General features: G+C 45.5%; 21 protein-coding genes. 11 read left to right on the plus strand and 10 right to left on the minus strand.

Going from position 1 to position 22,149, the window contains the following annotated elements:
- Window positions 1–98 precede the first annotated feature (98 nt).
- From QUA78_RS17565 to QUA78_RS17580, 4 genes are all read left to right on the plus strand, one after another.
- Window positions 99–2,138, plus strand: coding sequence for an AAA-like domain-containing protein (locus QUA78_RS17565; protein ID WP_333304700.1), 2,040 nt, complete (start codon window positions 99–101; stop codon window positions 2,136–2,138).
- Entirely contained in the window at window positions 2,105–2,818 is a 714-nt protein-coding gene (locus QUA78_RS17570; protein WP_333304701.1) for a WD40 repeat domain-containing protein, read from the plus strand. Before QUA78_RS17565 ends, QUA78_RS17570 begins: the two co-directional genes overlap by 34 nt.
- A gap of 471 nt (window positions 2,819–3,289) precedes the next feature.
- Window positions 3,290–4,771, plus strand: coding sequence for an ATP-binding protein (locus tag QUA78_RS17575; RefSeq protein ID WP_333304702.1), 1,482 nt, complete (start codon window positions 3,290–3,292; stop codon window positions 4,769–4,771).
- 83 nt (window positions 4,772–4,854) lie between these two features.
- A complete protein-coding gene (locus QUA78_RS17580) occupies window positions 4,855–4,989 on the plus strand; it encodes a hypothetical protein (protein WP_333304703.1) in 135 nt (44 codons plus the stop codon).
- A gap of 23 nt (window positions 4,990–5,012) precedes the next feature.
- Here QUA78_RS17580 and QUA78_RS17585 read toward each other — a convergent pair whose 3' ends face one another.
- The 4 genes from QUA78_RS17585 to QUA78_RS17600 form a co-directional block, all read right to left on the minus strand.
- The gene (locus tag QUA78_RS17585; protein WP_333304704.1) at window positions 5,013–5,399 is read right to left on the minus strand and encodes a hypothetical protein; all 387 of its coding nucleotides are present in this window, start codon (window positions 5,397–5,399) and stop codon (window positions 5,013–5,015) included.
- A 95-nt stretch (window positions 5,400–5,494) separates the two neighbouring features.
- Window positions 5,495–6,463, minus strand: a complete 969-nt coding sequence (gene secF, locus QUA78_RS17590; RefSeq protein ID WP_333304705.1) for a protein translocase subunit SecF — start codon at window positions 6,461–6,463, stop codon at window positions 5,495–5,497.
- 120 nt (window positions 6,464–6,583) lie between these two features.
- On the minus strand, window positions 6,584–7,981 hold the full coding sequence (secD, locus tag QUA78_RS17595) for a protein translocase subunit SecD (RefSeq protein ID WP_333304706.1): 1,398 nt from the start codon (window positions 7,979–7,981) through the stop codon (window positions 6,584–6,586).
- Between the two features lie 141 nt (window positions 7,982–8,122).
- A complete protein-coding gene (locus QUA78_RS17600; protein WP_333198180.1) occupies window positions 8,123–9,106 on the minus strand; it encodes an alpha-ketoacid dehydrogenase subunit beta in 984 nt (327 codons plus the stop codon).
- Window positions 9,107–9,300: 194 nt separating this feature from the next.
- On the opposite strand from QUA78_RS17600, the gene QUA78_RS17605 reads away from it, so the two are divergent.
- Entirely contained in the window at window positions 9,301–9,864 is a 564-nt protein-coding gene (locus QUA78_RS17605) for a Uma2 family endonuclease (RefSeq protein ID WP_333304707.1), read from the plus strand.
- 235 nt (window positions 9,865–10,099) lie between these two features.
- On the opposite strand, the gene QUA78_RS17610 is transcribed toward QUA78_RS17605, so the two are convergent.
- Both QUA78_RS17610 and QUA78_RS17615 read right to left on the minus strand, forming a co-directional pair.
- The gene (locus QUA78_RS17610) at window positions 10,100–10,453 is read right to left on the minus strand and encodes a hypothetical protein (RefSeq protein ID WP_333398937.1); all 354 of its coding nucleotides are present in this window, start codon (window positions 10,451–10,453) and stop codon (window positions 10,100–10,102) included.
- Window positions 10,454–11,821 carry an NACHT domain-containing protein gene (locus QUA78_RS17615; protein ID WP_333304709.1) on the minus strand — a complete coding sequence of 456 codons (1,368 nt, stop codon included), beginning with the start codon at window positions 11,819–11,821 and terminating at the stop codon, window positions 10,454–10,456.
- A 245-nt stretch (window positions 11,822–12,066) separates the two neighbouring features.
- Here QUA78_RS17615 and QUA78_RS17620 point away from each other — a divergent pair, with 245 nt between their 5' ends.
- Window positions 12,067–12,909, plus strand: a complete 843-nt coding sequence (locus QUA78_RS17620) for an SH3 domain-containing protein (protein WP_333304710.1) — start codon at window positions 12,067–12,069, stop codon at window positions 12,907–12,909.
- Between the two features lie 74 nt (window positions 12,910–12,983).
- On the opposite strand, the gene QUA78_RS17625 is transcribed toward QUA78_RS17620, so the two are convergent.
- The 3 genes from QUA78_RS17625 to purB all read right to left on the minus strand — a co-directional run bounded on the left by QUA78_RS17625 (window position 12,984) and on the right by purB (window position 16,260).
- Window positions 12,984–13,733, minus strand: a complete 750-nt coding sequence (locus tag QUA78_RS17625; protein ID WP_333304711.1) for a M15 family metallopeptidase — start codon at window positions 13,731–13,733, stop codon at window positions 12,984–12,986.
- Between the two features lie 159 nt (window positions 13,734–13,892).
- Complete coding sequence (locus QUA78_RS17630) at window positions 13,893–14,795, minus strand: Uma2 family endonuclease (protein ID WP_333304712.1); 903 nt, start codon at window positions 14,793–14,795, stop codon at window positions 13,893–13,895.
- 169 nt (window positions 14,796–14,964) lie between these two features.
- A complete protein-coding gene (gene purB / locus QUA78_RS17635; protein ID WP_333398943.1) occupies window positions 14,965–16,260 on the minus strand; it encodes an adenylosuccinate lyase in 1,296 nt (431 codons plus the stop codon).
- 231 nt (window positions 16,261–16,491) lie between these two features.
- Between purB and QUA78_RS17640 the strand changes: the two genes are divergently transcribed.
- From QUA78_RS17640 to QUA78_RS17655, 4 genes are all read left to right on the plus strand, one after another.
- The gene (locus QUA78_RS17640; protein ID WP_333398938.1) at window positions 16,492–16,698 is read left to right on the plus strand and encodes a type II toxin-antitoxin system HicA family toxin; all 207 of its coding nucleotides are present in this window, start codon (window positions 16,492–16,494) and stop codon (window positions 16,696–16,698) included.
- Complete coding sequence (locus tag QUA78_RS17645; RefSeq protein ID WP_333307099.1) at window positions 16,695–16,925, plus strand: type II toxin-antitoxin system HicB family antitoxin; 231 nt, start codon at window positions 16,695–16,697, stop codon at window positions 16,923–16,925. Before QUA78_RS17640 ends, QUA78_RS17645 begins: the two co-directional genes overlap by 4 nt.
- Window positions 16,926–16,978: 53 nt before the next feature.
- Window positions 16,979–19,432 carry a dynamin family protein gene (locus QUA78_RS17650; protein ID WP_333307101.1) on the plus strand — a complete coding sequence of 818 codons (2,454 nt, stop codon included), beginning with the start codon at window positions 16,979–16,981 and terminating at the stop codon, window positions 19,430–19,432.
- Between the two features lie 74 nt (window positions 19,433–19,506).
- The gene (locus tag QUA78_RS17655) at window positions 19,507–19,728 is read left to right on the plus strand and encodes a type II toxin-antitoxin system HicB family antitoxin (RefSeq protein ID WP_333307102.1); all 222 of its coding nucleotides are present in this window, start codon (window positions 19,507–19,509) and stop codon (window positions 19,726–19,728) included.
- Between the two features lie 25 nt (window positions 19,729–19,753).
- On the opposite strand, the gene QUA78_RS17660 is transcribed toward QUA78_RS17655, so the two are convergent.
- Window positions 19,754–21,283 carry a YifB family Mg chelatase-like AAA ATPase gene (locus QUA78_RS17660; RefSeq protein ID WP_333398939.1) on the minus strand — a complete coding sequence of 510 codons (1,530 nt, stop codon included), beginning with the start codon at window positions 21,281–21,283 and terminating at the stop codon, window positions 19,754–19,756.
- Between the two features lie 240 nt (window positions 21,284–21,523).
- Between QUA78_RS17660 and QUA78_RS17665 the strand changes: the two genes are divergently transcribed.
- Window positions 21,524–21,871 (plus strand): histidine triad nucleotide-binding protein, encoded by a 348-nt coding sequence (locus QUA78_RS17665; RefSeq protein WP_333398944.1) that lies wholly within the window; start codon window positions 21,524–21,526, stop codon window positions 21,869–21,871.
- Window positions 21,872–22,149: the final 278 nt, after the last annotated feature.

The following is a 22,149-nucleotide window of genomic DNA, read 5'->3' on the forward strand; positions in this document are numbered from 1 at the left end:
CTTATTCTCTCCCGGCGCGGTGGCTCTAGTTCTTCTGAAAGCCACCGTTCTCATCTTTATTTAGTCTAAACTACAGTCCTTTATGCTCCGTGTGCGATTTGCCAGCAACAGAATTTGAATATCAAGTTGGCGGCAGTTTACCGGCGAATGCTCCTACCTACGTCACCAGAGCAGCCGATCGCGAACTTTACGGCTCGTTAAAAGCAGGCGAGTTTTGCTACGTGCTCACCGGGCGGCAAATGGGAAAATCGAGTCTGCGGGTGCAAACAGCGCGCCGCTTGCAAGCAGAAAACACCGCCTGCGGGATTGTTGACATCACAGGAATTGGCACTGCCCAAATAACTCCCGTGCATTGGTATGCCGGCTTTACAGCCACTCTCGCCAACAGCCTTAAAATTAAAATGAATGTCAGGACTTGGTGGCGCGATCGAGAACACTTGCCGCCAGTCGTCAGATTAAATGAATTTATCGAACAGGTATTGCTTCCTTCGAGCGATCGCAATATCGTTATTTTTATCGATGAAATTGACAGTATTCTCTCCCTCAACTTCTCCAGCGACGACTTTTTTGCAATGTTGCGCGGCTGCTACAACAAACGCGCCGAAAATTCCGAATATAACCGCCTGACTTTTGCATTATTTGGAGTCGCTACTCCTCAAAATTTAATATCTGACAAAACCCGAACTCCGTTTAATATAGGTCGCGCCATTGAACTCAAAGGATTTGATATTGCAGAAGCCACACCTTTAGCTCAAGGATGGGGCGAAACAAGAGAAAATTCCCTAGAAATTCTCAAAGAAATATTAGTGTGGACGGGAGGACAGCCATTTCTCACTCACAAGATTTGTCAATTAACTGCTCAGAAGTTAGCAGCACAAACTAGCAGCCGCTGGAATAGCGCAGCCAACTGTCAATTATTCATTGCCGAATTAGTGCAGTTGAGCACATTGGAAAACTGGGAATTTCAAGACGAACCCGAACACCTAAAAACAATTCGCGATCGCCTCCTGAGAAATCCCCAGCGCATCAGCCGTTTGCTGGGACTTTACCAACAAATTTTAGCCGACGTGACTCTCCCAAATCCGACAGAAAAACCAGCAGGAGAGTTAAGCTATCTTAGCCCCCAAGCCGGGGGATTAGCTTCTTTAGCTGAAGACAGTTCCGAAAAAATGGAACTGTTACTCTCTGGTTTAATCGTCAAAGACCAAGGAAAACTGAGAGTTTACAACCCAATTTACGCCTCTGTTTTTAACAGAGAATGGATACAGCAAAAATTAGCAAAGTGCAGGCCTTACTCCGAGTCGATCGTCGCTTGGGAAGCATCCAACCATAGCGACACTTCCCGCTTGTTGCAAGGAAGAGCTCTCGCAGAAGCGTTAACCTGGGCTGCAGACAAAAGTTTGGGCGATCGCGATTATCAATTTCTATCAGCTAGCCAAGAATTAGAAAATCTGGAAGTTCAAAGAGCTTTGGAACTCGAAAAAACAGCCTCACAAATATTGGCAGAGGCAAATTTAGTCTTGACTCAAGCTCAGCAAAAAGCCAAGCGAACAGTCCAATGGAGTTTGTTCGGACTCGCTGCGCGTGCAATCTCTGCCAGCGTCGTATTGCACGCGCAGCGAGTTGCCACTCGTGCTGACACTCAAAAGAAACAAGCGATTATTACCCAAATTGAAGCCCTCAAATCCACTGCCAGTATTTCCCTAAGCTACGACCAGCTAGGAGCTTTAATCGCAGCAGTCAGCGCGGCAAAAAAATTGCTAGAAATAGAAGTTTCCCCAGCGCTAAAAGCACAGACAGTAAATATACTGCACCAAACGGTAAATGTAGTCCGAGAACGCAATCGTTTGGCTAACGGACACACGGCTAATTTCACCCCCGATGGCAAGTTAATTGTGAGTGCGGGTGACAACTTTACTGTTAAAGTTTTTCAGCCAAACGGCAAGCTGATTTTGAGTTTGCCAGGACACAGCAATTCAATTACTGAGGTTCTTTTCAGTCTAGACAGTCAGTTAATTGCTTCTACAAGTTTTGACAATACTGCCAGAATTTGGCGCCGCGATGAAACTTTGCTGCAAATTTTGAAAGGACACCTAGATTTAGTTTGGAGCGCGAGTTTGAGCCCAACTTCCAACTAATTGCTACTGCCAGTTATGATAAAACTATTAAGATTTGGAATGCAGGCGGCGTTTTGCTGCAAACTTTAAAAGCACATACTAGACCAGTTACATCAGTCAGGTTCAGTGCCGACGGCAATATGTTGGCTTCCAGCAGTCAAGCTCGAACTGTCAAACTAGGGAAAGGCAGCGGAGAAAAACAGTTTCGACTTGAGAAAACTCTTTTAGGACACGGAGATGAAGTGTGGGGCTGGATTTTCTCGCCAGACGGCGAGATGATTGCCTCTGCGAGTCACGATTGGAAGGTGAAACTTTGGAACACCCGCGGCAAGTTGCTCAAAACTCTAGACGATTCTACAGCAGGTTTGGGTAGTGTCAGTTGGAGCGGCGATAGCAAGATGCTCGCAGGGGGCAGTATGGACGGTAAGGTGAGACTTTGGCGCCCTGATGGCACTTTGCTGCAAACTTTTAGGGCACATCAAGCCGATGTGTGGAGTGTGAGTTTTAGTCCCGATCGCACAACTTTAGCATCTGCCGGGAAAGATTCGTCGGTGAAGCTTTCGACTCTCGATGCTGCTAAAGTAGAAGCTGCAGAAGTTGACAAATTGGTCGCAATCGGCTGTCGCTGGCTCGGAGACTACCTGCAATACAATCCCCGGGTTGAGAGCGCTCGGCATTTGTGCGAAAAAATTGACAATTGAGATTTATTGGCCATTGCCCGAAACCAGTTTTGGCTGAATTATAAAAGTGGGCGATCGGCTGCCGATTTGTCGCTAGTCTTGTTTTATTGTAATATAATTTTACGCAAGGGGTGATACCAAATGTACTGCCACAGGCCGCAGATGTCTATCAATCTGAAGCAAATTAATGTCATCAAACATTAAAAATAGTTATGACTGCTATATTCGGATTAATAGAATCTTGGAGAGATAAAATTTACTACACAGTCAGGTTTCAAAGGGGTGTCTGCTGTTAAATTAATCTAACCTGCAAGCTCATTTCGGGTGACACCAGCACTATTTAAGGCAAAAAAAATACTGCTGAATTAACTCGATTCGAGCGAGCAGAGTAGAGTTGATTTTCCAGCTATAAAAAAAGTTGAAAATGCAGTCAAAATAGTACGCCATACTCCAGCATCCAACCGCTACTGCCAATTACCAAAGGAGGGAGCAGTGTATGAAAATGACGGGTTGAGTCCCCTGAAATCGCCGCTTGGTTTGCGATCGACTCTACAGGAATTAACCCTCTACGACTTTCTCCTAGAGTCTGAGTGTCCGGGGGACGAAGTTGCTAAAATTTTTCAAGCAAACCCTTTAGTTCCCGGCATCATCATCACTAAACAAGGAAAGTTTACAGGGATGATTTCGCGGCGGCGTTTTTTTGAACACATGAGCCGCCCCTACAGTTTGGAGTTATTTTCTCAACAGCCTTTGTTCATACTTTACCGCTTTACTAAAACTGATATGTTGGTTCTCGATCGCGAAACCTCGATTATGACGGCCGTGCGGCAGTCTTTGGAGCGATCGCCCGAACTAATCCACGAACCAATTGTAGTACAGGTAGAACCCGAAACTTACAAACTTTTAGACGTACACCAACTGCTGCTGTCTCAGTTGCAAATTCACGAGTTGTCAACAGTGGCTATGCGCGAGTCGCAAGCGCAATTGAGACATCAAGCCCAACAGCTCGAACTTGCCCTGCTGGAACTTCAGCGCACTCAAACTCAACTAATTCAAACAGAAAAAATGTCTTCTTTGGGTCAGTTAGTAGCAGGAGTAGCTCACGAAATTAACAACCCGATCGGCTTTATCTACAGCAATTTGCACCACGCTAAAGAGTATACGGAAGGTTTAATGCGGATGCTCGACATCTATCGGCAGCACTGTCCCGAATTCATACCGGAAATTGCAGCGGAAGCAGAAAAAATAGAACTCGATTATTTAGTTGAAGACTTGCCGAAAGTCTTAAATTCTATGCAGCAAGGTGCAGAAAGAGTGCGCGACATCGTTTTGTCGCTGCGGAATTTTTGCAGGTTAGACGAAGCTCAAATGAAGCAGGTCAACATTCACGAGGGTATCAACAATACGATTATGCTTTTGCAAAGCCAGCTTAAAGGGAAATCGGGGCAAGAGGCGATCGCAATTCACAAAGAATACAGCGACTTGCCGCTGGTGCATTGCTATCCCGGACAGCTCAATCAGGTATTTATGAATATTTTAGTTAATGCCATTTACGCTCTTGTTGAGTCGAACAAAGACGAAAAAGTCGATAAACAAAGCCATAACAATTCCCCAGGCGATCGAAAGCAGTCTTGTACAAATAGTCAATCATCACTTTCTAACTCTACTCGCCTGCTTCCTGCGATTTGGATTCGCACGGAGTTAATTGAGAAAAAAAAGGTAATAATTAAAATTTCTGACAACGGCCCGGGGATGACAGAAGATGTTCGGAAGCGGTTGTTTGACCCTTTCTTTACTACTAAGCCAGTCGGCCAAGGAACGGGTTTGGGACTGTCGATTAGCTATGAAATTGTTGTCAACCAACACGGCGGCGAATTGAAGTGCTTTTCGGAACCGGGAAAAGGAGCAGAATTTGCGATCGAGATTCCACTTCAACAGTCTCCCCCAGCACAGATTTTGCCTCGCTTTGCGTGATACAGCAGAAGGCAGAAGGCAGAAGGCAGAAGGCAGAAGGCAGAAGGAAGTTCGGCAACGGATTCGCTCCACGGATGTAACGGATGTCAGTCCGATCTCCGTCGGAAGTTCGGCAACGGATTCGCTCCACGGATGTCAGTCCGATGTCCGTCGGAATAAAAGTTAGGGACTCGGCTGTTGAAACCGCTTCTTGTCAAACTTTCGTTCCTCTGGCTTGAGACTAGAGAATAAAGCCCGTCGGCTACCGCGAACCTTTGCAAACCCACTTCCACAAAGGATGACTCGGCCCCTGTTGGCGAATGCGGCGCACTTGTTGTTCCAAACCCTGTTTTTCCCGCAGGGGCAATCCTCGCACTCTATTGCGACTTTGCCAAGTTAGCACAGCTAAAGTCATTCCCAAGCACAAACCCAAACCGAGAGTCGGCCAGCGGTGAAAAGATAAACCGTAGCGCACCGCCGCCCAAGTGAAGTGTTCCAACCACAAAGCGATTTCGCGGCGCAAACCCCAAATGCTCAAAGAACCGACGCTAATCCAGAGCAATATCACAGTTAACCAGCGGCCGTAAACTGTTAGTTTGTGAAGCCTTTGGACTTCAATTTGAAAATTTGCGTCGCTTTCATTAGTCATTAGTTATTAGTCATTAGTTATTAGTCATTAGTTATTTGTTATTTGTCAGTCAACAGTCAACAATTAACAGTCAACAATTAACAGTCAACAGTCAACTAAACTTCCTCTGACTGGTTGATTCCTTCTGCGGGGACGGGGATAGAGTTGCCAGTGCGACTGCGCCACCAAGCTAGCAGCGTGCTGGCAATGAAAATACTGGAATACGCACCAGCAATAAAACCGACAATCAAAGCTAAAGCAAAGTATTTGAGGGTTTCGCCGCCAAACAAAAAGATTGAAAACAATGTCAGCAGCGTTGTCATCGTCGTGTTAATTGACCTTCCCAGGGTCTGCATAACCGCATCATCGACAATTTGATCGATCGACTGTCCCGGATTTAGCTTGATTACTTCGCGCACGCGATCGTAAATTACCACTGTATCGTTAACAGAAAAACCGATAATTGTCAAGAGCGCGACCACAAATAAACTGTCAACTTCCACTCCTTGAACTAAACCCAAAAACGAGAAAACACCAAGAGTAACCAACACGTCGTGGAATAGAGCAACGAAAGCAAAAAAGGCATAATCTAACTGAAACCGGAATGTTAGATAAATAGTAATGCCAGCAAAGGAAAGAAATAAAGCCAACAATCCCGAAGTAAATAATTGTTTACCGAGGGTAGGCCCAACCGTATCAATTTGAGTAGATTGAGGAGCAAAAGTGCCTATCTTTTCGCTCAAAGCTGTTTGTAAATTAGTCCGCTGTTCGACATCCAAAGTTTTAGTTCGTAACGATAAACCTCGCTGTTCTTTGCCGATAACTTGAATGCTGCTGCCACCTAAACCTTGGGTGTCAAGAATTTCACGGACAGCAGCAATATCGATGGGTTTACAATTTTCTGGTTTCGTGCAGTCGAGTTCAAATTGCAGCCTAGTGCCGCCGATAAAGTCCAAGCTGGGCCGCAGCGGTGCGCGGATGTCGGGACGAGTCCAAGAAATTGCCATCGACACTATACCTGCAAGGATTATAGCGGCGGAAATACTCCACCAGAGCGATCGCTGTTTGATAACACTGAATTTCATAATTTGAAGGAAGAGGGAAGTTCGGCAACGAGCAATGTACGGGATGTAACGGATGGAAGAAGGAAGGAAGGAAGGAGTTAGTTAAAAAACTACCAACAGTCAACAGTCAACAGTCAACAGTTAACTATTAGCAGTTTTCGACAAATCTGGACAGAACCACTGAGGTTTCCGCAGGGCCGGAAAGCCCAACACTACCAAAAGTAGAGTGCGGCTGCAAGTAATAGCAGTAAACATACTCACTACTACGCCCAATGCCAGAGTTACAGCAAACCCTTTAACTAAACCAGCGCCCAACCAGAACAAAGCAGCACAAGCAATAACTGTTGTGACATTGCCGTCTAAAATGCTGGAAAAAGCGCGGTAAAAACCAGATTCGACCGATCGATAAAGCGTTTTTCCCGCCCGCAACTCTTCCCGCGTGCGCTCAAAAATCAGCACGTTAGCATCCACGGCCATCCCGATGCTGAGCACGAAACCAGCAATTCCCGGCAGCGTTAATGTCACTCCCAAAAGCACGAAAGCTGCCCAAGTTAACAGAGCATAAATTAACAGAGCAATATTGGCAATTACGCCGGGAAGTCGATAGTAGGCAACCATGAAAATCAAGACTAAAACTAAGCCGCCGATACCTGCGTTAATACTGCTTTGAATGCTGTCTTTACCCAAGCTAGCGCCGATCGTGCGATTTTCTACAATTTCGACAGGCACAGGCAAAGCGCCACCCCGCAATTGCACTGCTAAATCGTTAGCTTCTTGCGTTGTAAAGTTGCCTTGAATTACGGCACTCCCACCAGTAATTCCTGTCTGGGCAAATTCAACGCCGACGACTGGAGAACTGATCATTCTTTCGTCTAGGAAAATGCCGATAGTGCGTCCGGTACCCGCTAAATTTTTAGTGAGTTGGGCAAATAGTTCGCCTCCTGGGGTATCGAAACGGAGAGCAACATTCCAGTTGTTCCCAGAGGCCAAGGGTTGAGGTTGAGCGTCTTTGAGGTTTTCGCCACCGAGTCCGCTGCTTTTGAAGAGTTTGGCGATCGCCTCATTGCTTCTTTTCAAAGCAGCCTGATTTTCTTGAATGGCTGCCTCATTTTTGCTAGTTTTCAATTCTGCTTGTTTGACCAGCAATTCCTGCTGCAACTGCCTCTCAATGGCTAATTGTGTTTCTGTCCCGGGTAGTTGTTCCTTAAATTCTAGCTTGGCCGTGCCGCCCAAAACTCGTTCTGCTTGCTGCGGGTCATTTACTCCGGGCAACTGCACGAGAATTTGGTCTTCTCCTACTGTTTGGACTAATGCTTCGGAAACGCCCAAACCGTTAACCCGGTTTTCGACAATCCGACGCACTGCTTCTAACATTCCCTGGTCAATTTTGGGAATTGTGGGGGTAGTTTTTACCTGAATTGTGAGTTGCGACCCTCCTTGCAAGTCTAATCCCAGCCGCGTCGGAATTGTTACTATTACAGTAATGGCGGCGATGATTAAAACAAAAATTAGGGCTAATATGGAACGTTGTTTTTGCATATTTAATTATTGGTTATTGGTTATTGGTTATTGGTTATTGGTTATTGGTTATTGGTTATTGGTTCGTTCCGAGCTTTTTTTCGGTCTTCAAATAACAAATAACAAATAACCAACAACAAATAACAAATTACCAATAACTATTTATACTCGCAATGCTACCATTTTTTGGACGGCTTCGACAATTTGAGTGGGCTGGACAATTGTCAGTCTTTCCAAATTGCCGTTGTAAGGTGTGGGAATATCTTGTGAAGACAGGCGCAAAACCGGTGCGTCGAGTTCGTCAAAAAATCGATCGCTGATTGAGGCAATTAGTTCGGCACCGATGCCTCCTGTTTTCATGCACTCCTCTACAATAATTACTTTGTGAGTTTTGCGAATGGATGCGCCAATTGTCTCCATGTCCAGGGGTTTGAGAGAAATTAGGTCGATTACTTCTGGATCGTAACCTTCTTTTACCAGGGCGGGCACAGCTTGCAAGACGTGGTGCCGCATCCTGGAATATGTCAGGATGGTGACATCTTTGCCCGATCGCACGATTTCTGCTTTGTCCAGCGGCACTAAATATTCTGTTTCTGGCAAATTTTCTTTGAGGTTGTAAAGAAGGACGTGCTCGAAAAACAGAACCGGGTTATCGTCGCGGATGGCTGATTTTAAGAGTCCTTTGGCGTTGTAGGGAGTCGAACAGGCGACTATTTTCAAACCCGGTACAGCTTGGAAATATGCTTCTAAGCGCTGGGAGTGTTCCGCGCCGAGTTGCCGGCCCACGCCGCCGGGCCCGCGAATTACCATTGGCATTTTGAAGTTGCCGCCGGATGTGTAGCGCAGCATTCCGGCGTTGTTGGAAATTTGGTTGAAGGCCAGCAGCAAAAAGCCCATGTTCATGCCTTCGATGATCGGCCGCAGTCCCGTCATTGCTGCGCCTACTGCCATGCCTGTAAAGCTATTTTCGGCGATCGGGGTGTCGAGCACTCTAAGTTCGCCGTATTTGTTGTAGAGGTCTTTGGTGACTTTATAGGAACCGCCGTATTGACCTACGTCTTCGCCGAGTACGAATACGGCGGAGTCGCGGGCCATTTCTTCGTCTAACGCCTCGCGGAGGGCGTTGAACAATAAGGTTTCTGCCATAGGAGGTGAAGCAATGATTGCAGGAGGGTCAGATTAGAATCTTAACCTTTTGGGGGTGTCGATCTAGGAGTCGATCGCAAATTCGGCAGTTAAAACCTGAGATTTTGCCAATCTTTATCATAACATTTGTATTATGTCAATGAATATTTAAGTTAAAATAATACTAACTTGCCTGCCCACAGCAGAGGAATATTATGCTCCAGACAAAAACTCAACTAACTCTGGAAGAGTTTTTCGCTCTTCCCGAAGGAGAAGGCGATATTACCTACGAATTTATTGACGAGCAAGCAGTACCGAAGATGTCACCTAAAAAATTTCATTCTCGCCTCACCAGAAGCCTAATAAAACTCCTCGAACAGTGGGGTGACGAACGGGGAGAAATTGGTGTAGAATGGGCGGTAAGATTAACCAGGCTGGGGCGAGATTGGGTGCCAGTACCAGACCTTTTATATGTTTCTTACCAACGCTTATCTCCAGACTGGAATCAAGATGAAGCCTGTCCTGTAGTCCCAGAATTAGTCATAGAAATTATTTCACCAGAACAAACTTTCGGTCAGTTAGCTGCTAAAGCGAGAGATTATTTAGATGCTAAGGTATTGCGGGTTTGGTTAGTAGATAGCAAGGCTAGAAGCATTACAGTTTTTTACCCCGATGCAGCACCGCAGACTTATAGGGGAGATACCCTCTTAAAAGATGCACTTTTTGATGGATTAGAATTTACGGCGGAACAGCTATTTAAAATGGCAAAAATACCATAAATTTTTTTGGGATGAGTGTGTGTTAGTTCACAAGCTATTCCACTCTTCAAGAGTAATTTGCCTTTCTATAATCTCCTCCGCCTCCCGAATCATCATCCGTAGCTGAGGGACAGAATACTCATCATTAGAGGGAATCGTTAAGCGATACTCCTGATAAATCATAAACTGGTGCTTACTTCCAGAAAAAGGGCCATAAAAGCCTAGCTGTTGTAATTTCTGGATGAACTCTCGACGCTTACAAGGTGTCCAACGGCTCAAGGCTAGGCTCCTGATTTAAATCAATATTGTCAATGACGGGCATTCGATGTCGCAATTTTAACCCTAGCAAAATCCAGTCTTCCAAAGTTGAGCGCAACTCATTTTGACACTCTTTTAAAGTTGAACCAAAGGCGATGACTCCTTTGCAAACCGGAATTTTCCCAACAAAGCTATCATCTTCAAGTTTGTCATACATAGCCTCAGCCATTGCTTTGTCAACGTATTCGCTCAGAATGAATTTTACAGTCATTGAGTTTCCTTTTGCTTGTCGAATATTGGAATCTCCTTCACAGTTACATCCATTATATTTGTTTTTGTCAAGCTCCGGCATTTAGATTTCCGAAAAATGTTTTTGCAATAAATCGTGAATAAATCGATAGCGCCGATCGCCAGTTTTTTGCAGCAACAAGCGATCGGTCGCAGCATCGAGAAAACGCCTGTAATCCCAAGGAATGTAGCCGTTCGACCACAGCACGAGGCGCAAGATCAAACTTTCAATCCCCGGAATTCCCGGCAACAAAGCACTAATTACCGCAGCAACAGCACCCGCAATTAATCCCCAAATTGACCCGGAGACTAGGGTGGTAATTAATCCCAAAATCACCCAAATCAGCCCGCCAACCAGCTTAACTCCAAACTGATACTTGCGCCGTTGCTCGCCTGTTTGTAACCAGCTAGACGGTATGCGATCGAGGTAAAATTCTTGAATTCCTTGCTGTTCCATCCTTCTCGCCAACCACCCCAGCCAGTGGCGAATTTGTTCGGGCCGCAGTTCCTTACCTCTGGGATACTGCTTGACTTGCCCGGTCATTTGGTGGCGAATATAGGCAGTTAACAGATATTTGCGCTGTTCTTCTGCGGAAGTTATGCGCTTCCAAGCTTCAATTAAAATATCGTCGTAAGCCAAAGCCATCATGCTCAAAAGCAAGGGAACTTTTGCCAATTTTAACAACTCCGGCTCCCGCTCAATGCTGTACCAAAGTTCGCGGCTTCTGGCTTCTAGCAGATAATTTTGGATTTGAGTTTCTGTTAAAGGTTTCAATAAAACCGCTGCTTGCAGGCGAAATCTAGTCTGGCAGTTTTTGTAAGCTTCAAAACTGCTGCAAGCTACTAAATGTTTGGGTTTAAATTCGCTTTCCACAAACTGATTGATTGCTTGAATGCAGATATTTTGGCGGTGGGTTTCTACTTCGTCCAAGCCGTCGAGGAGAGGCAGCAATTGTTGTTCGGCAAGCCATTTTTTGCCGGCAGCAGGAGAGATGCCGTATTTGAAGTGAAGTTGAGCAATTAACCAATCTGCGATCGCCCCGGATTCTGCTTTCCACGATCCGAGTTCAAACAGCACTGGTACTGGCAAACTAGCATCTTTTTGGGCGCGGGAAACTAACACCCGAGCTAATTCTAGCAGCGTCGTAGTTTTGCCTGCACCCGTCGCTCCCAAAATTACCAATTTGCCGCCGGTGCGATCGAACACTTTAGCAATGCTTGCTTTGGGAGGAAGCCGAAAACTCGGACGGTTGCCGGCTTTCACTTCCACATCCCAACAGCGGTTAACACCAACAGGCGGCGAGTTTTGGCTGAGGTTAGCCAGCACAGCCGCGTGCAAAGACTGCGATCGCCCGGCTTGGACTTCCTGCTTCACCTCCTCCAACAATCGATCGCGAGGCGGTTGTAATCTCAGAGGAATCAATTTTGACATTTTATGTACCTCGCGCTGAACGCTTACTTTCGTAAATTGGCGCGCAAATAACCCAGAGCAAGATTACCATCAGTATAGGCGTCCAGTATATATTGACTCAAATTATTGCGACAATTATGGATCTGAAATTTTATCTAAAAATCCTGACCCTGTGGCCCGCACTAGGTATTTCCACTATAAATTAACTGGCGATCGCCCCAACTCCCAAACAAAAATTATTAGTATAGATACATAGAGGGTTTTTTATGTCATTTACGAAAGCTCAAATCATCACAGTAAGCTTAGCAGGACTGGCAACAGCGGTGGGAGTGGCTGTTGCAACTATACAGTCGGGTGCGATGAAACCATTTAATCCTCCCGTCGCTGAATCCCCGGCATCCACCAGAAACCAGATTGCAGCGCCGACGAACAATCCCGAATCTCGCCAACCAGAATCTCTGCAAGCACCAACCCAGGCAGCGGAATCTCCGAAATCCCCACCCCAACCTGCAAAAACCCCCGCACTTCAATCCTCGCTAGTTGCAGGAGTATCGCAGGGAACAGTTGAGCCAGTAGTTGTCACACCGCCAAATTCGGGTTGCAAAATCACTATGGCTGTAGTCAGCGATCCGAATCCACCGCTAAATGTGCGATCGATCCCGCAAGTAAGGGGCAGCCAAATAGTAGGAAAACTTAAAAATAATACCTTTGTTTCAGTCGCCGAAGAACAAAACGGTTGGCTGCGAATTACCGATCCCGTTCCCGGTTGGGTTGCGAAAAGACGCACCGAAAGCAGTTGTTCTAACGTCAACCAGCAGATTAATTTTCTGCCGGGAGGAGATGAGGCGATCGTCAAAGGTCGAATCATCGGCGGCGGTAGCCACTCTTACCGGATTCGCGCCAGAAAAGGTCAAACAATGACTGTTAGGACTCGCAAAGAGGTTTTCCCGCAAATTATAACTCCTGGTGGCAAACTTTTAGCCGGAGATCCTTATCAAGGCAATGAAACAGAGTGGACTGGAAAAATCCCTGTTACTGGCAATTACACATTACAATTAGACTCTAATTTCCGGGGATACGAATACGAATTTTCGGTTAAATTGCGATAATTTTCCTGATATTTGTAGGGACACGGCATTGCCGTGTCCCTACCAGAATCTGCCATTTTTAATAAATAGTATAATTAAGGAATCTCGGCAAGTGATATATCAAGAATCGCAAATTTATGCCAATCTTCCGAATCAAAGTGCCACCATTCTGTTGTGATACCGATAAATCCGTGTTTTTTCATCGCATCCTTAAGCACTTGACGATTTTTCCGAGATTCCGCGCTGCCGCCTTGATAATCTCCGTGAGCTTTTTCGGTAAAATCATCGTAAGGTGTTGGCATTTCTAATTCTTTGCCGGTGCGATCGACTAAAGTCAAATCAATAGCAGCACCGCGATTGTGCCGCGAACCCCTAGCAGGATTAGCAACATAGCGCGGATCTGGCCAAGCTGCCCACATTTGCTTAGTGACAGAGAAAGGTCTGTAGCAATCGTAAACTTTCAAACCCAATCCGATTTTTTCCAAATCTGTTTGAACTAGGCCTAACTTTTGAGCAACAGAACTTCTCAAAGCGCATTTCGATATAGGGTAAAGTTTTCGTTTCAAGAAATTGTTAGTAGTGGCGTACCGGATATCGAGGCGAATGTTGGGATTTACGGTGCGGATGTCAACCAGTCGTGCCGAACTGGGAAGTTGACTCATGAAAATACTTTCAGGTACTACTGGGTTTGTTCCTGGTTGGGTAATTTGCACTTGTGGTGGCTCCTGGGCGCGGACAAATGTTGTATGGTGCAGACCGTGAAGCGAAGCTATCCCGTAGGGAATCGCACATAGCAACACTAGCATAAATGCGATCGGGTATTTTCCAAAACGATTAAATTTCATAGCTGTTCTGATTGTGAGTCTTAGAGAGTAGATTACAACTGAGATATTGCACCATTGTCAGCAACAGGCTTTCGGGCCTGTTCATAAAAGGCTTATTGAGAATAATGCAACATCTCAATTACAACCAAAAGCTAAATGCAACACACCGAGCGCGAAGGCTCAAATCAGATCGGGATCAATCCCCTGCGATCGCAAATAAGCCACTAATCGTTCTTTTTGTTGCTGTTCCCGATCGGCTCGTTGGCTCTCAGCTTCAGCTCGTTGGCTCTCAACTTCAGCTCGTTGGCTCTCAGCTTCAGCTCGTTGGCTCTCAGCTTCAGCCCGTTGGCTCTCAGCTTCAGCCCGTTGGCGTTCCTGTTCCGTATGAAGGCGTTCGAGTCGGGCTTGTTCGCTTCCAATCAGCAACAAATTACCCTGGTTATCCCACCAACGCAACCATCGCTGTGTTTGATTTTGATAACTACCTTCCCATACACCCAACTCCACTCCCATTAGTTCGATCGAGTAGTGTCCGCGCTCGTTTGGTTCCAAGCGAATATAACGAGTATTCACCCAGTTGTAGACTTCTAGTTCACCGGTTTTGATGATGTAGATAGCGTAGTAGGGAATCCGAATAATCTGCTCGTATACCCAGAACTTTCCAGGCTTCTGAGTGACACCTTCTGAGCTGCGAGATAGAGGAGTATTATCGCGTTCTTCCGAACCATTTCCACTAGCAAGCTCGATCGCAATTAGCGGCACCATATACTCGCGCCACAACACGTAAGAGCGACGAATTTCTCCATCTACCAGGGGTGGGACGTTAGGGACATAGAACCAGTCGGGAGCTTCTGCTCCGCGTTCTGGTGGGTCGGTTTCGCGCCAGTAGATGCCACTATCTTGCCCGATCGCATACATTCCGTCGGGGTGGAGGGTTTGCAGCGTGTTTCCCAGGGAGTCGGTGAGCAGGATACACTGAGGATGTTCTTGGAAGTTTTTCACAAACGTGCCGTCGGATTCGGGGAGTTGCGTGTGATCGGGGAAGGCGCGGACTGGGGTTATAGGACTAAGGCTTTGGGTCATGACGGGTACGCGATCGATTGGCGATCGGGACTGATGCTCTGTTCACAGCATAGCGATTGCTGCTGCAATTGTGTCGATCGAAGCAGGTTTTGACATAACCTAGTGGGACTTAGACAAAAACTGAGGTGAAAATGTCTAAGTCCCTTTAGCTAGAAAATTCCAAATTTCTTCAAATTCCCAAGCGCTGATACACTAAATCTAAGTGCCTCAATTGATACTGCGGATCGAAACAATCATCAATTTCTTTGGTCGTCATCTTAGCTGTTACCCGATCGTCCTTAGCAATTAAATTGTAGAAATTGCCTTCAGATTTGTTCCAAGCTTCGTGAGCGCAAAATTGCACAATTTTATAGGCTTCTTCCCGGTTCATGCCTTTTTCTACTAAGGCTAGCATCACGCGCTGGCTGAAGATGACTCCGCCGTAAAGATTCATGTTTCGTTTCATGTTTTCGGGATAGACTAGCAGGTGTTTTACTAAGTCTGTGGTTTCTACTAACATGAAGTGAGTTACTGTAGAACTGTCGGGCAAAATCATCCGTTCTACGGAACTGTGAGAGATGTCTCGTTCGTGCCAAAGCGCCACGTTTTCTAAGGCTGCGACGGCGTTGGCGCGGACGATTCTCGCCATCCCTGTGAGTCTTTCCGATCGAATCGGGTTGCGTTTGTGGGGCATGGCGGATGAGCCTTTTTGCCCTTTGGCAAAGAACTCTTCGACTTCGAGAACGTCGGTGCGTTGCAGGTTGCGGATTTCTACTGCAAAACGCTCGATCGATGCGGCTAAAAGTGCTAAGGTTTGGACGTATTCGGCGTGTCGATCGCGCGAAATGACTTGAGTGGATGCGGTATCGGGTTCGAGTCCGAGGTTTTGACAGGCGATCGCTTCAATTCGCGGATCGATATTAGCATAGGTTCCGACTGCGCCGGAGATTTTGCCGACTGCTATAGACGATCGCAAATTCACCAATCGGGCGCGGTTGCGAAACACTTCTGCCAGCCATCCTGCTAGTTTAAAGCCAAAGGTGATGGGTTCGGCGTGAATTCCGTGCGATCGACCAACCATCACGGTATTGCGATGTTGTTGAGCCTGATAGCGAATAGCTTGACTCAAATCTTCGACACGTTCTAACAAGATATTGACGCTAGCGACTAATTGCAGCGCCAAAGCGGTATCGAGGACGTCGGAACTGGTTAAGCCGAGGTGAATGTAGCGGCCGGCATCGCCTACATATTCGTTGACATTTGTCAAGAAGGCGATCATGTCGTGGCGGACTTCGGCTTCTATTTCGAGGACTCGTTTGGGGTCAAAATTAGCCTTAGCTTTGATTTCTTCGACTGCGGCGGCGGGGATGTAGCCGAGTTCGGCTTGAGCTTCGCAGACAGCGATTTCTACTTGCAGCCAGCTTTTAAGCTTGGCGGTTTCAGTCCAGATGTTGCCCATTTCGGGCAAAGTGTAGCGCTCTATCACGGTGGGAGTTGGGGAATGCGATCGTCCTATTGTACCTCTGCGAGGCGATGCAAGAGCCATAGGATTTAGCATGGGGCCCAGAAACCGGGTTTTTACCGAATCTGCAGGCTACAACGGGTCTTTTCGTAAAAACCCGGTTTCTTTGGTTGGAGTGAAGAAACTAGGTTTTTGTATTTTTGTAGTTTGGGCGATCAGCTACAATATCCTAAACCTGATTAGCTGGCATCACTCATGCCTAAAAAGATTCGAGAATTGAAAAGCCTATTGCTAAAAGCAGGGTTTACTTACCGACAGGGAAAGGGCAGTCACACTGTATGGGAACACCCTTTATTACCTGAAAAAATTACACTGTCAGGTAATGATGGCGATGATGCACCCAATTACCATGAAAAAAGAGTAATGTCTGATTTGCAGAAGCTGAAGGAGATAGAAGAATGAATAGCCATTACAGTCTCATCATCCAGTGGTCAGAAGAAGATCGACTTTTTGTTGTCAGCTTGCCGGAGTTTACCGATGTCATGCAGCCTTGCACTCACGGACACACTTACGAGGAAGCGGCCAAACAGGGACAAGAATTGTTAGAAACATTGATTGAACTTTATCAAGAAGATGGCAAACCTCTACCAGAACCTCAGACGTTGGGGAAACGACTACAAATTGCTTAAAGTTGTTATACAATGTCTGCTACCATTCGCCATAAACACCAACTAAAAACCCTATGACTTCTCAAGCCTCCAACCCAAATGTTCAAGACCTGCAAAGACAGGTGATTGCCCTGTTACAAGAAGTTAGCACTCTGATGGGTCGCGCTAGCAAAGAACTTAAGTCTGAGGATAGCTCAGAAAACAAGTACCAGATATATCAACAGGAAATTGCAAAGGAAATTGGTACAGTCACAGACCTAAAACTCAGGATGGCTATTGCCGCACCGATGAATGCTGGCAAATCCAAAATTATTAATGCCATTATTGGTCAAGAACTCCTGCCAAGTTCTGCTACAGCGATGACCACACTGCCAACAGAGATTGTATTGAAAGAAAATGCAGCAGAGCCGATTCTAAAATTGAGTCCTAGAATTTGTGAAGCATTTAAGAAAGCATTGGATGCTATCAGGCGGAAAATTGAGCAGGAAGGGATGGAAGAAGTTCTTAAGCATACTGGTGAATATCCGCATTTAGCAAGTTTACTCCAAGAAATCCACAGTGATACAGATTTTGGGATTTCCGAAGAAATCTCTGGCAGTAAGAATATTAACAAGATCCTGACGGAGTTGAATCATATTATCCGTCTTTGCAACATTTTGGCCGTATCCCAAGATCAAGATCCTCTCCAGTTGCTCAATGACAATGACATTCCATCTATCGAAACTCCTTTTTTCAGAACACAGCAAAATCAACAACTAGAGAAGCTAGGTAATCTTGTAATCGTTGATACGCCTGGGCCAAGTGAAGCCGGAGTCAGCGAAAAACTAGAAATTGTAGTTTCCAAGCAACTTAAGCGTAGCCAACTTGTGCTGCTTGTCCTGAATTTTACTGAATTGAGGGCTGAAGCAGCAGAAAAAATTAAAGCAGAAGTTCAAAAAGTTATCAGAACAAGCAGTCAAGAAAATTTATATGTTTTAGTTAATAAAATCGATCAGCGTCGTCCAGGTGACATAGATACCGAAATGGTAAAAGAATTTGTTGCTAATAACCTCAAACTGGCCAACACAGACCGCGTATTTGAAGTTTCTGCTAGGCAAGCATTCTGCGCTAAGGATTTTCTCCGTCAATCATCTCTCAGTAGTCAAGATATTAAAGATCCTGAAGCTGCCGAAGCATTAGCTAGAGAAGTCTGGCCTGTTAATTGGGAGGATGAACTGAAGGAGGCAACTGTAGATAAATTACAAAAGAGAGCGGTAAGCCTTTGGGAAGTATCAAAGTTTGAATCTTTTCTGGAAAAAGCAATTAATGTAATTTTGCGACAAGTTGCCCCCCGCTGCATGGAGTTTGCATTGAATCGTTGTCTTATTCATCTAGATGATTTATGTAACAATGCAAAAAATGACCTGACTTACATTAACAGTAATGCTGAAAAGCTCCAGCAAGCAATTAAGGATCTTAACAAAGAGCTTGATAGTCTAACTGCTTGCCGTCAGAATCTAGATGAAGAGGTTGCCCAAACAAAAAAGCAAATAAAGGAAACGGTAAACGCCAACCTAGAAAACCTCAAAAAAGACGTAAAAAACGAACTTGACACACTATTGAAAAAGTATGTTTTAGATTCGGCTATAAAAGTATTTTCCAATTTGTGGGACGACATATCCAACAGGTTTAATAGAGATAAGGATGAATTTGAATTTGATAGTAAGCAAGATGCCAAGCTATTCGCTGAGCAAATAGCAGCTTCGGCGAAGCAAATTATTGAACGTCAATTGGATGTCGCTTGTAAACAGACGGATACACAGACTGAAGGCAGGATTCAAAAATTATCCGAGTCACTAGATAATGAAACTAAGCCTATTATTGAACGCGCTCAAGATCGGTTAAAAAGAGATTTTGATGTTATTTTTAAGCCAGATATACTCAAGCTAGTTGATATTCACATAGAAGTGAATACCCCTGATCTTGAATTCAGAGGGTATGGATTATCTGATTTACTCACAGCATTGTTAGAAGGAGCATTTGGTGGTTTGTTGGTGCAGTTTGGTGCTCGTTTAGTGGCAATGGTAGCTAACCATCCAATACTGAGCGCAATTTATGGTGGAGTTAGCACCTTTTTTGGTTGGTTCGGTGTGAACTTAGACAAACATGTATATAAAGAAAGATATACAGTTAACATAATCCTTTTCAAGGGTGAAATAGTTAAATTCTTTGACAATAAAGTCGAAAAAATTCAAGAACAATCTAACCGATTGATTGAGCAATCATTGGATCAACAAATTAAAAGGTACTTTGATGATCTAGACTCTCTTCTAGGTGATTATAGGAAGGATTTGGAGCAATCACTAAAAGCTCAAGCTTTACCTTTAGAAACACTGAAAGAATTAAAGCAAGCGCTTGAATCATTTTCAGTTGGTAATGATAAATTACAGGTGGATAAGTTGAAAGATCAGGCTAATGAACTTCTGAGTCAGACAAAACCATTAATACAAAACCAAAATTTAACCGCCGCCAAGGGCTTAAGGAATTAACTCAATTTCTTCAAGAGGAAGGATTTTACGAAGCAGGAATACACGACATAGCTCAAAATTAAGGATGATGAACCATGAAAGACTATCACATCAATATTTTTTACAGCAACGAAGATGAAGGCTATATTGCCGATATTCCTGATTTAAAATACTGTTCCGCTTTTGGCGAAACCCCAGAATCAGCTTTGCAGGAAGTACAGATGGCTAAAACAGCATGGCTGGAAGCTGCAACAACTGCCGGAAAACCCATTCCAGAACCAAAATATCGACCTGCAATATATCAACTTACGACTTGAAAAACGATCGCCAATCCACCTTACCTTACTGCATGCGATCGATCGTCCGATACTGCACCGCCTCCCCCACATGATTCGTTTTCAAGCTTTCATCCCCCGACAAATCGGCAATAGTTCTAGCAACCTTCAAAATTCGATCGCTAGCCCTCGCCGACAGCCCCAACTTCCGAATCGCCATCTCCAATAAATTCCGAGAAGCCTCATCCAACTGACACCATTTGTTAATGTGACTGCTTTGCATCTCCGCATTACAGCGCAAACTAGATTCCGACTGAAAACGGCGAGTAGCGAGCTCTCGCGCCCGCTGCACCCTCACCCGCACAGGTTCCGACTCCTCCCCCGTCGGCTGTCGCGTAATTTCCTCGGGTTTCAAACGATTAACCGCCACTTGCAAATCAATCCGATCCATCAAAGGCCCCGAAAGTTTTGCCCAATATTGCTCCCTCTTTTGCGGCGAACAAGTACACGGTTGAATCGAATCGCCGTAATAACCGCAAGCGCAAGGATTCGTACTAGCAACTAAAGTGAATTGAGCCGGAAACATCACCGATTGTCTAGTTCGAGAAATTGTCACATAACCATCTTCCAGCGGTTGTCGCAAAAACTCCAAAACATCTCTTTTAAACTCAGTTAACTCATCCAAAAAAAGAATGCCGCGATGTGCTAAAGAAATTTCACCCGGACGCGGAAAACTGCCGCCACCTACCAAAGAAGGCCCCGATGCCGAATGGTGAGGACTGCGAAAAGGCCGATCGCCCACCAAGCTTCCCTTATCCTTCAACAACCCAGCCACCGAGTGAATTTGAGTCACATCCAAAGCTTCATCAAAAGTCAGCGGCGGCAAAATACCCGGCAAACGCCTCGCCAACATCGTCTTACCGCTCCCTGGCGGCCCCACAAAAATTAAATTGTGTCCCCCCGCCGCCGCAATTTCCAAAGCCCGCCGCGCGTGAATTTGCCCCTTTACATCCTTTAAATCTAAACCCGAAAACCGCGTTTTAGCTAACTCTTCTCTACCGTTTACTTCTACAGGCGAATAAACTTCAGGATTGTTCAAAAAATCAGTAACTGCAAAAATATTCTCAAAACCATAAACAGATATTCCGTGCACCAAAGCCGCTTCCTGCGCGTTAGCAGCCGGTACAACCAACCCCGAAATACCCATTTTTTGAGCAGCAGCCGCGATCGGCAAAACCCCAGCCACAGGCCGCAAACTCCCATCTAAAGAAAGTTCCCCTAAAAACAAATAATCTCCCAAAAGTTCACCGCTGACTTGTTCCGATGCTGCTAAAATGCCAATGGCGATCGGCAAATCAAAACTCGGCCCTTCCTTGCGCAAATCCGCCGGAGTTAAATTAATCACAATACTCCGCATCGGAAAAGCATATCCCGAATTTTTGAGCGTAGCCTTAACCCTTTCTTTAGCTTCTTGCACCGCAGAATCCGGCAACCCCACAACCACAATTTTCGGTAGCCCCCCCGACACATCAGCCTCGACACCAACCTTTACCGCGTCAATTCCTACGATCGATGCACTCCAAACCCTAGCAAGCATTTTTCTTTATCCTTAATTTGCCTGTCCTTGATTCATCATCTATTATGATTAACAATGACTAATGAATATCGGAAGAGGTAAGAAAAACTTTTCTTGCCTCTTCCTTTTCTCTTCTTCCTTCTCTCCTGCTGCGTCTTTCCTCTTCCCGACATCCGTTACATCCGTTACATCCGTTACATCCGTTACATCCGTTACATCCGTTACATCCGTTACATCCGTTACCGAACTTCGTTAACACCCATGACAACTCAAGAAACGCTTTTCAGCAAAATCATCCGCAAAGAGATTCCAGCAGACATCGTTTATGAGGACGACTTGGCCCTCGCGTTCAGAGATATCCATCCGCAAGCGCCCGTCCACATCCTCGTCATTCCCAAACAGCCTATTGCCAAATTAGCCGATGCCGAGTCGGAAGATCATGCTCTCATGGGACACTTGCTGCTGACTGTCAAACGGGTAGCAGAACAACTCGGACTCAGCAACGGCTATCGCGTCGTCATTAATAGCGGCAGCGACGGCGGCCAAACTGTAGACCACCTGCACCTTCACATTCTCGGCGGACGACCCATGAACTGGCCCCCAGGCTAAAGGCTAATTTTTACGCATAACTTGCGGACTCATCCTCAGAAACCCGGTTGATTTCTATTGCCAAGCGCCTCAGAAACCGGGTTTCTTTTTTTGTCAAAAAACCCGGTTGATTGGAGATTATTGAGAATGCAGCCCGATCGCACTAGAAACCCGGTTTTCAGTATTCTCCCGATAAAAATTTACGCTCACCGCATCCACCAGCGATCTGTGAATAAATATTAAAAATAATCTCTTCAATACCTAATTAAGATATCTTTAAATAGAAAGAGGATTGCTCT

The sequence above is a fragment of the Microcoleus sp. K4-B3 genome (assembly GCF_036704615.1).
Classification (GTDB): domain Bacteria; phylum Cyanobacteriota; class Cyanobacteriia; order Cyanobacteriales; family Microcoleaceae; genus Microcoleus.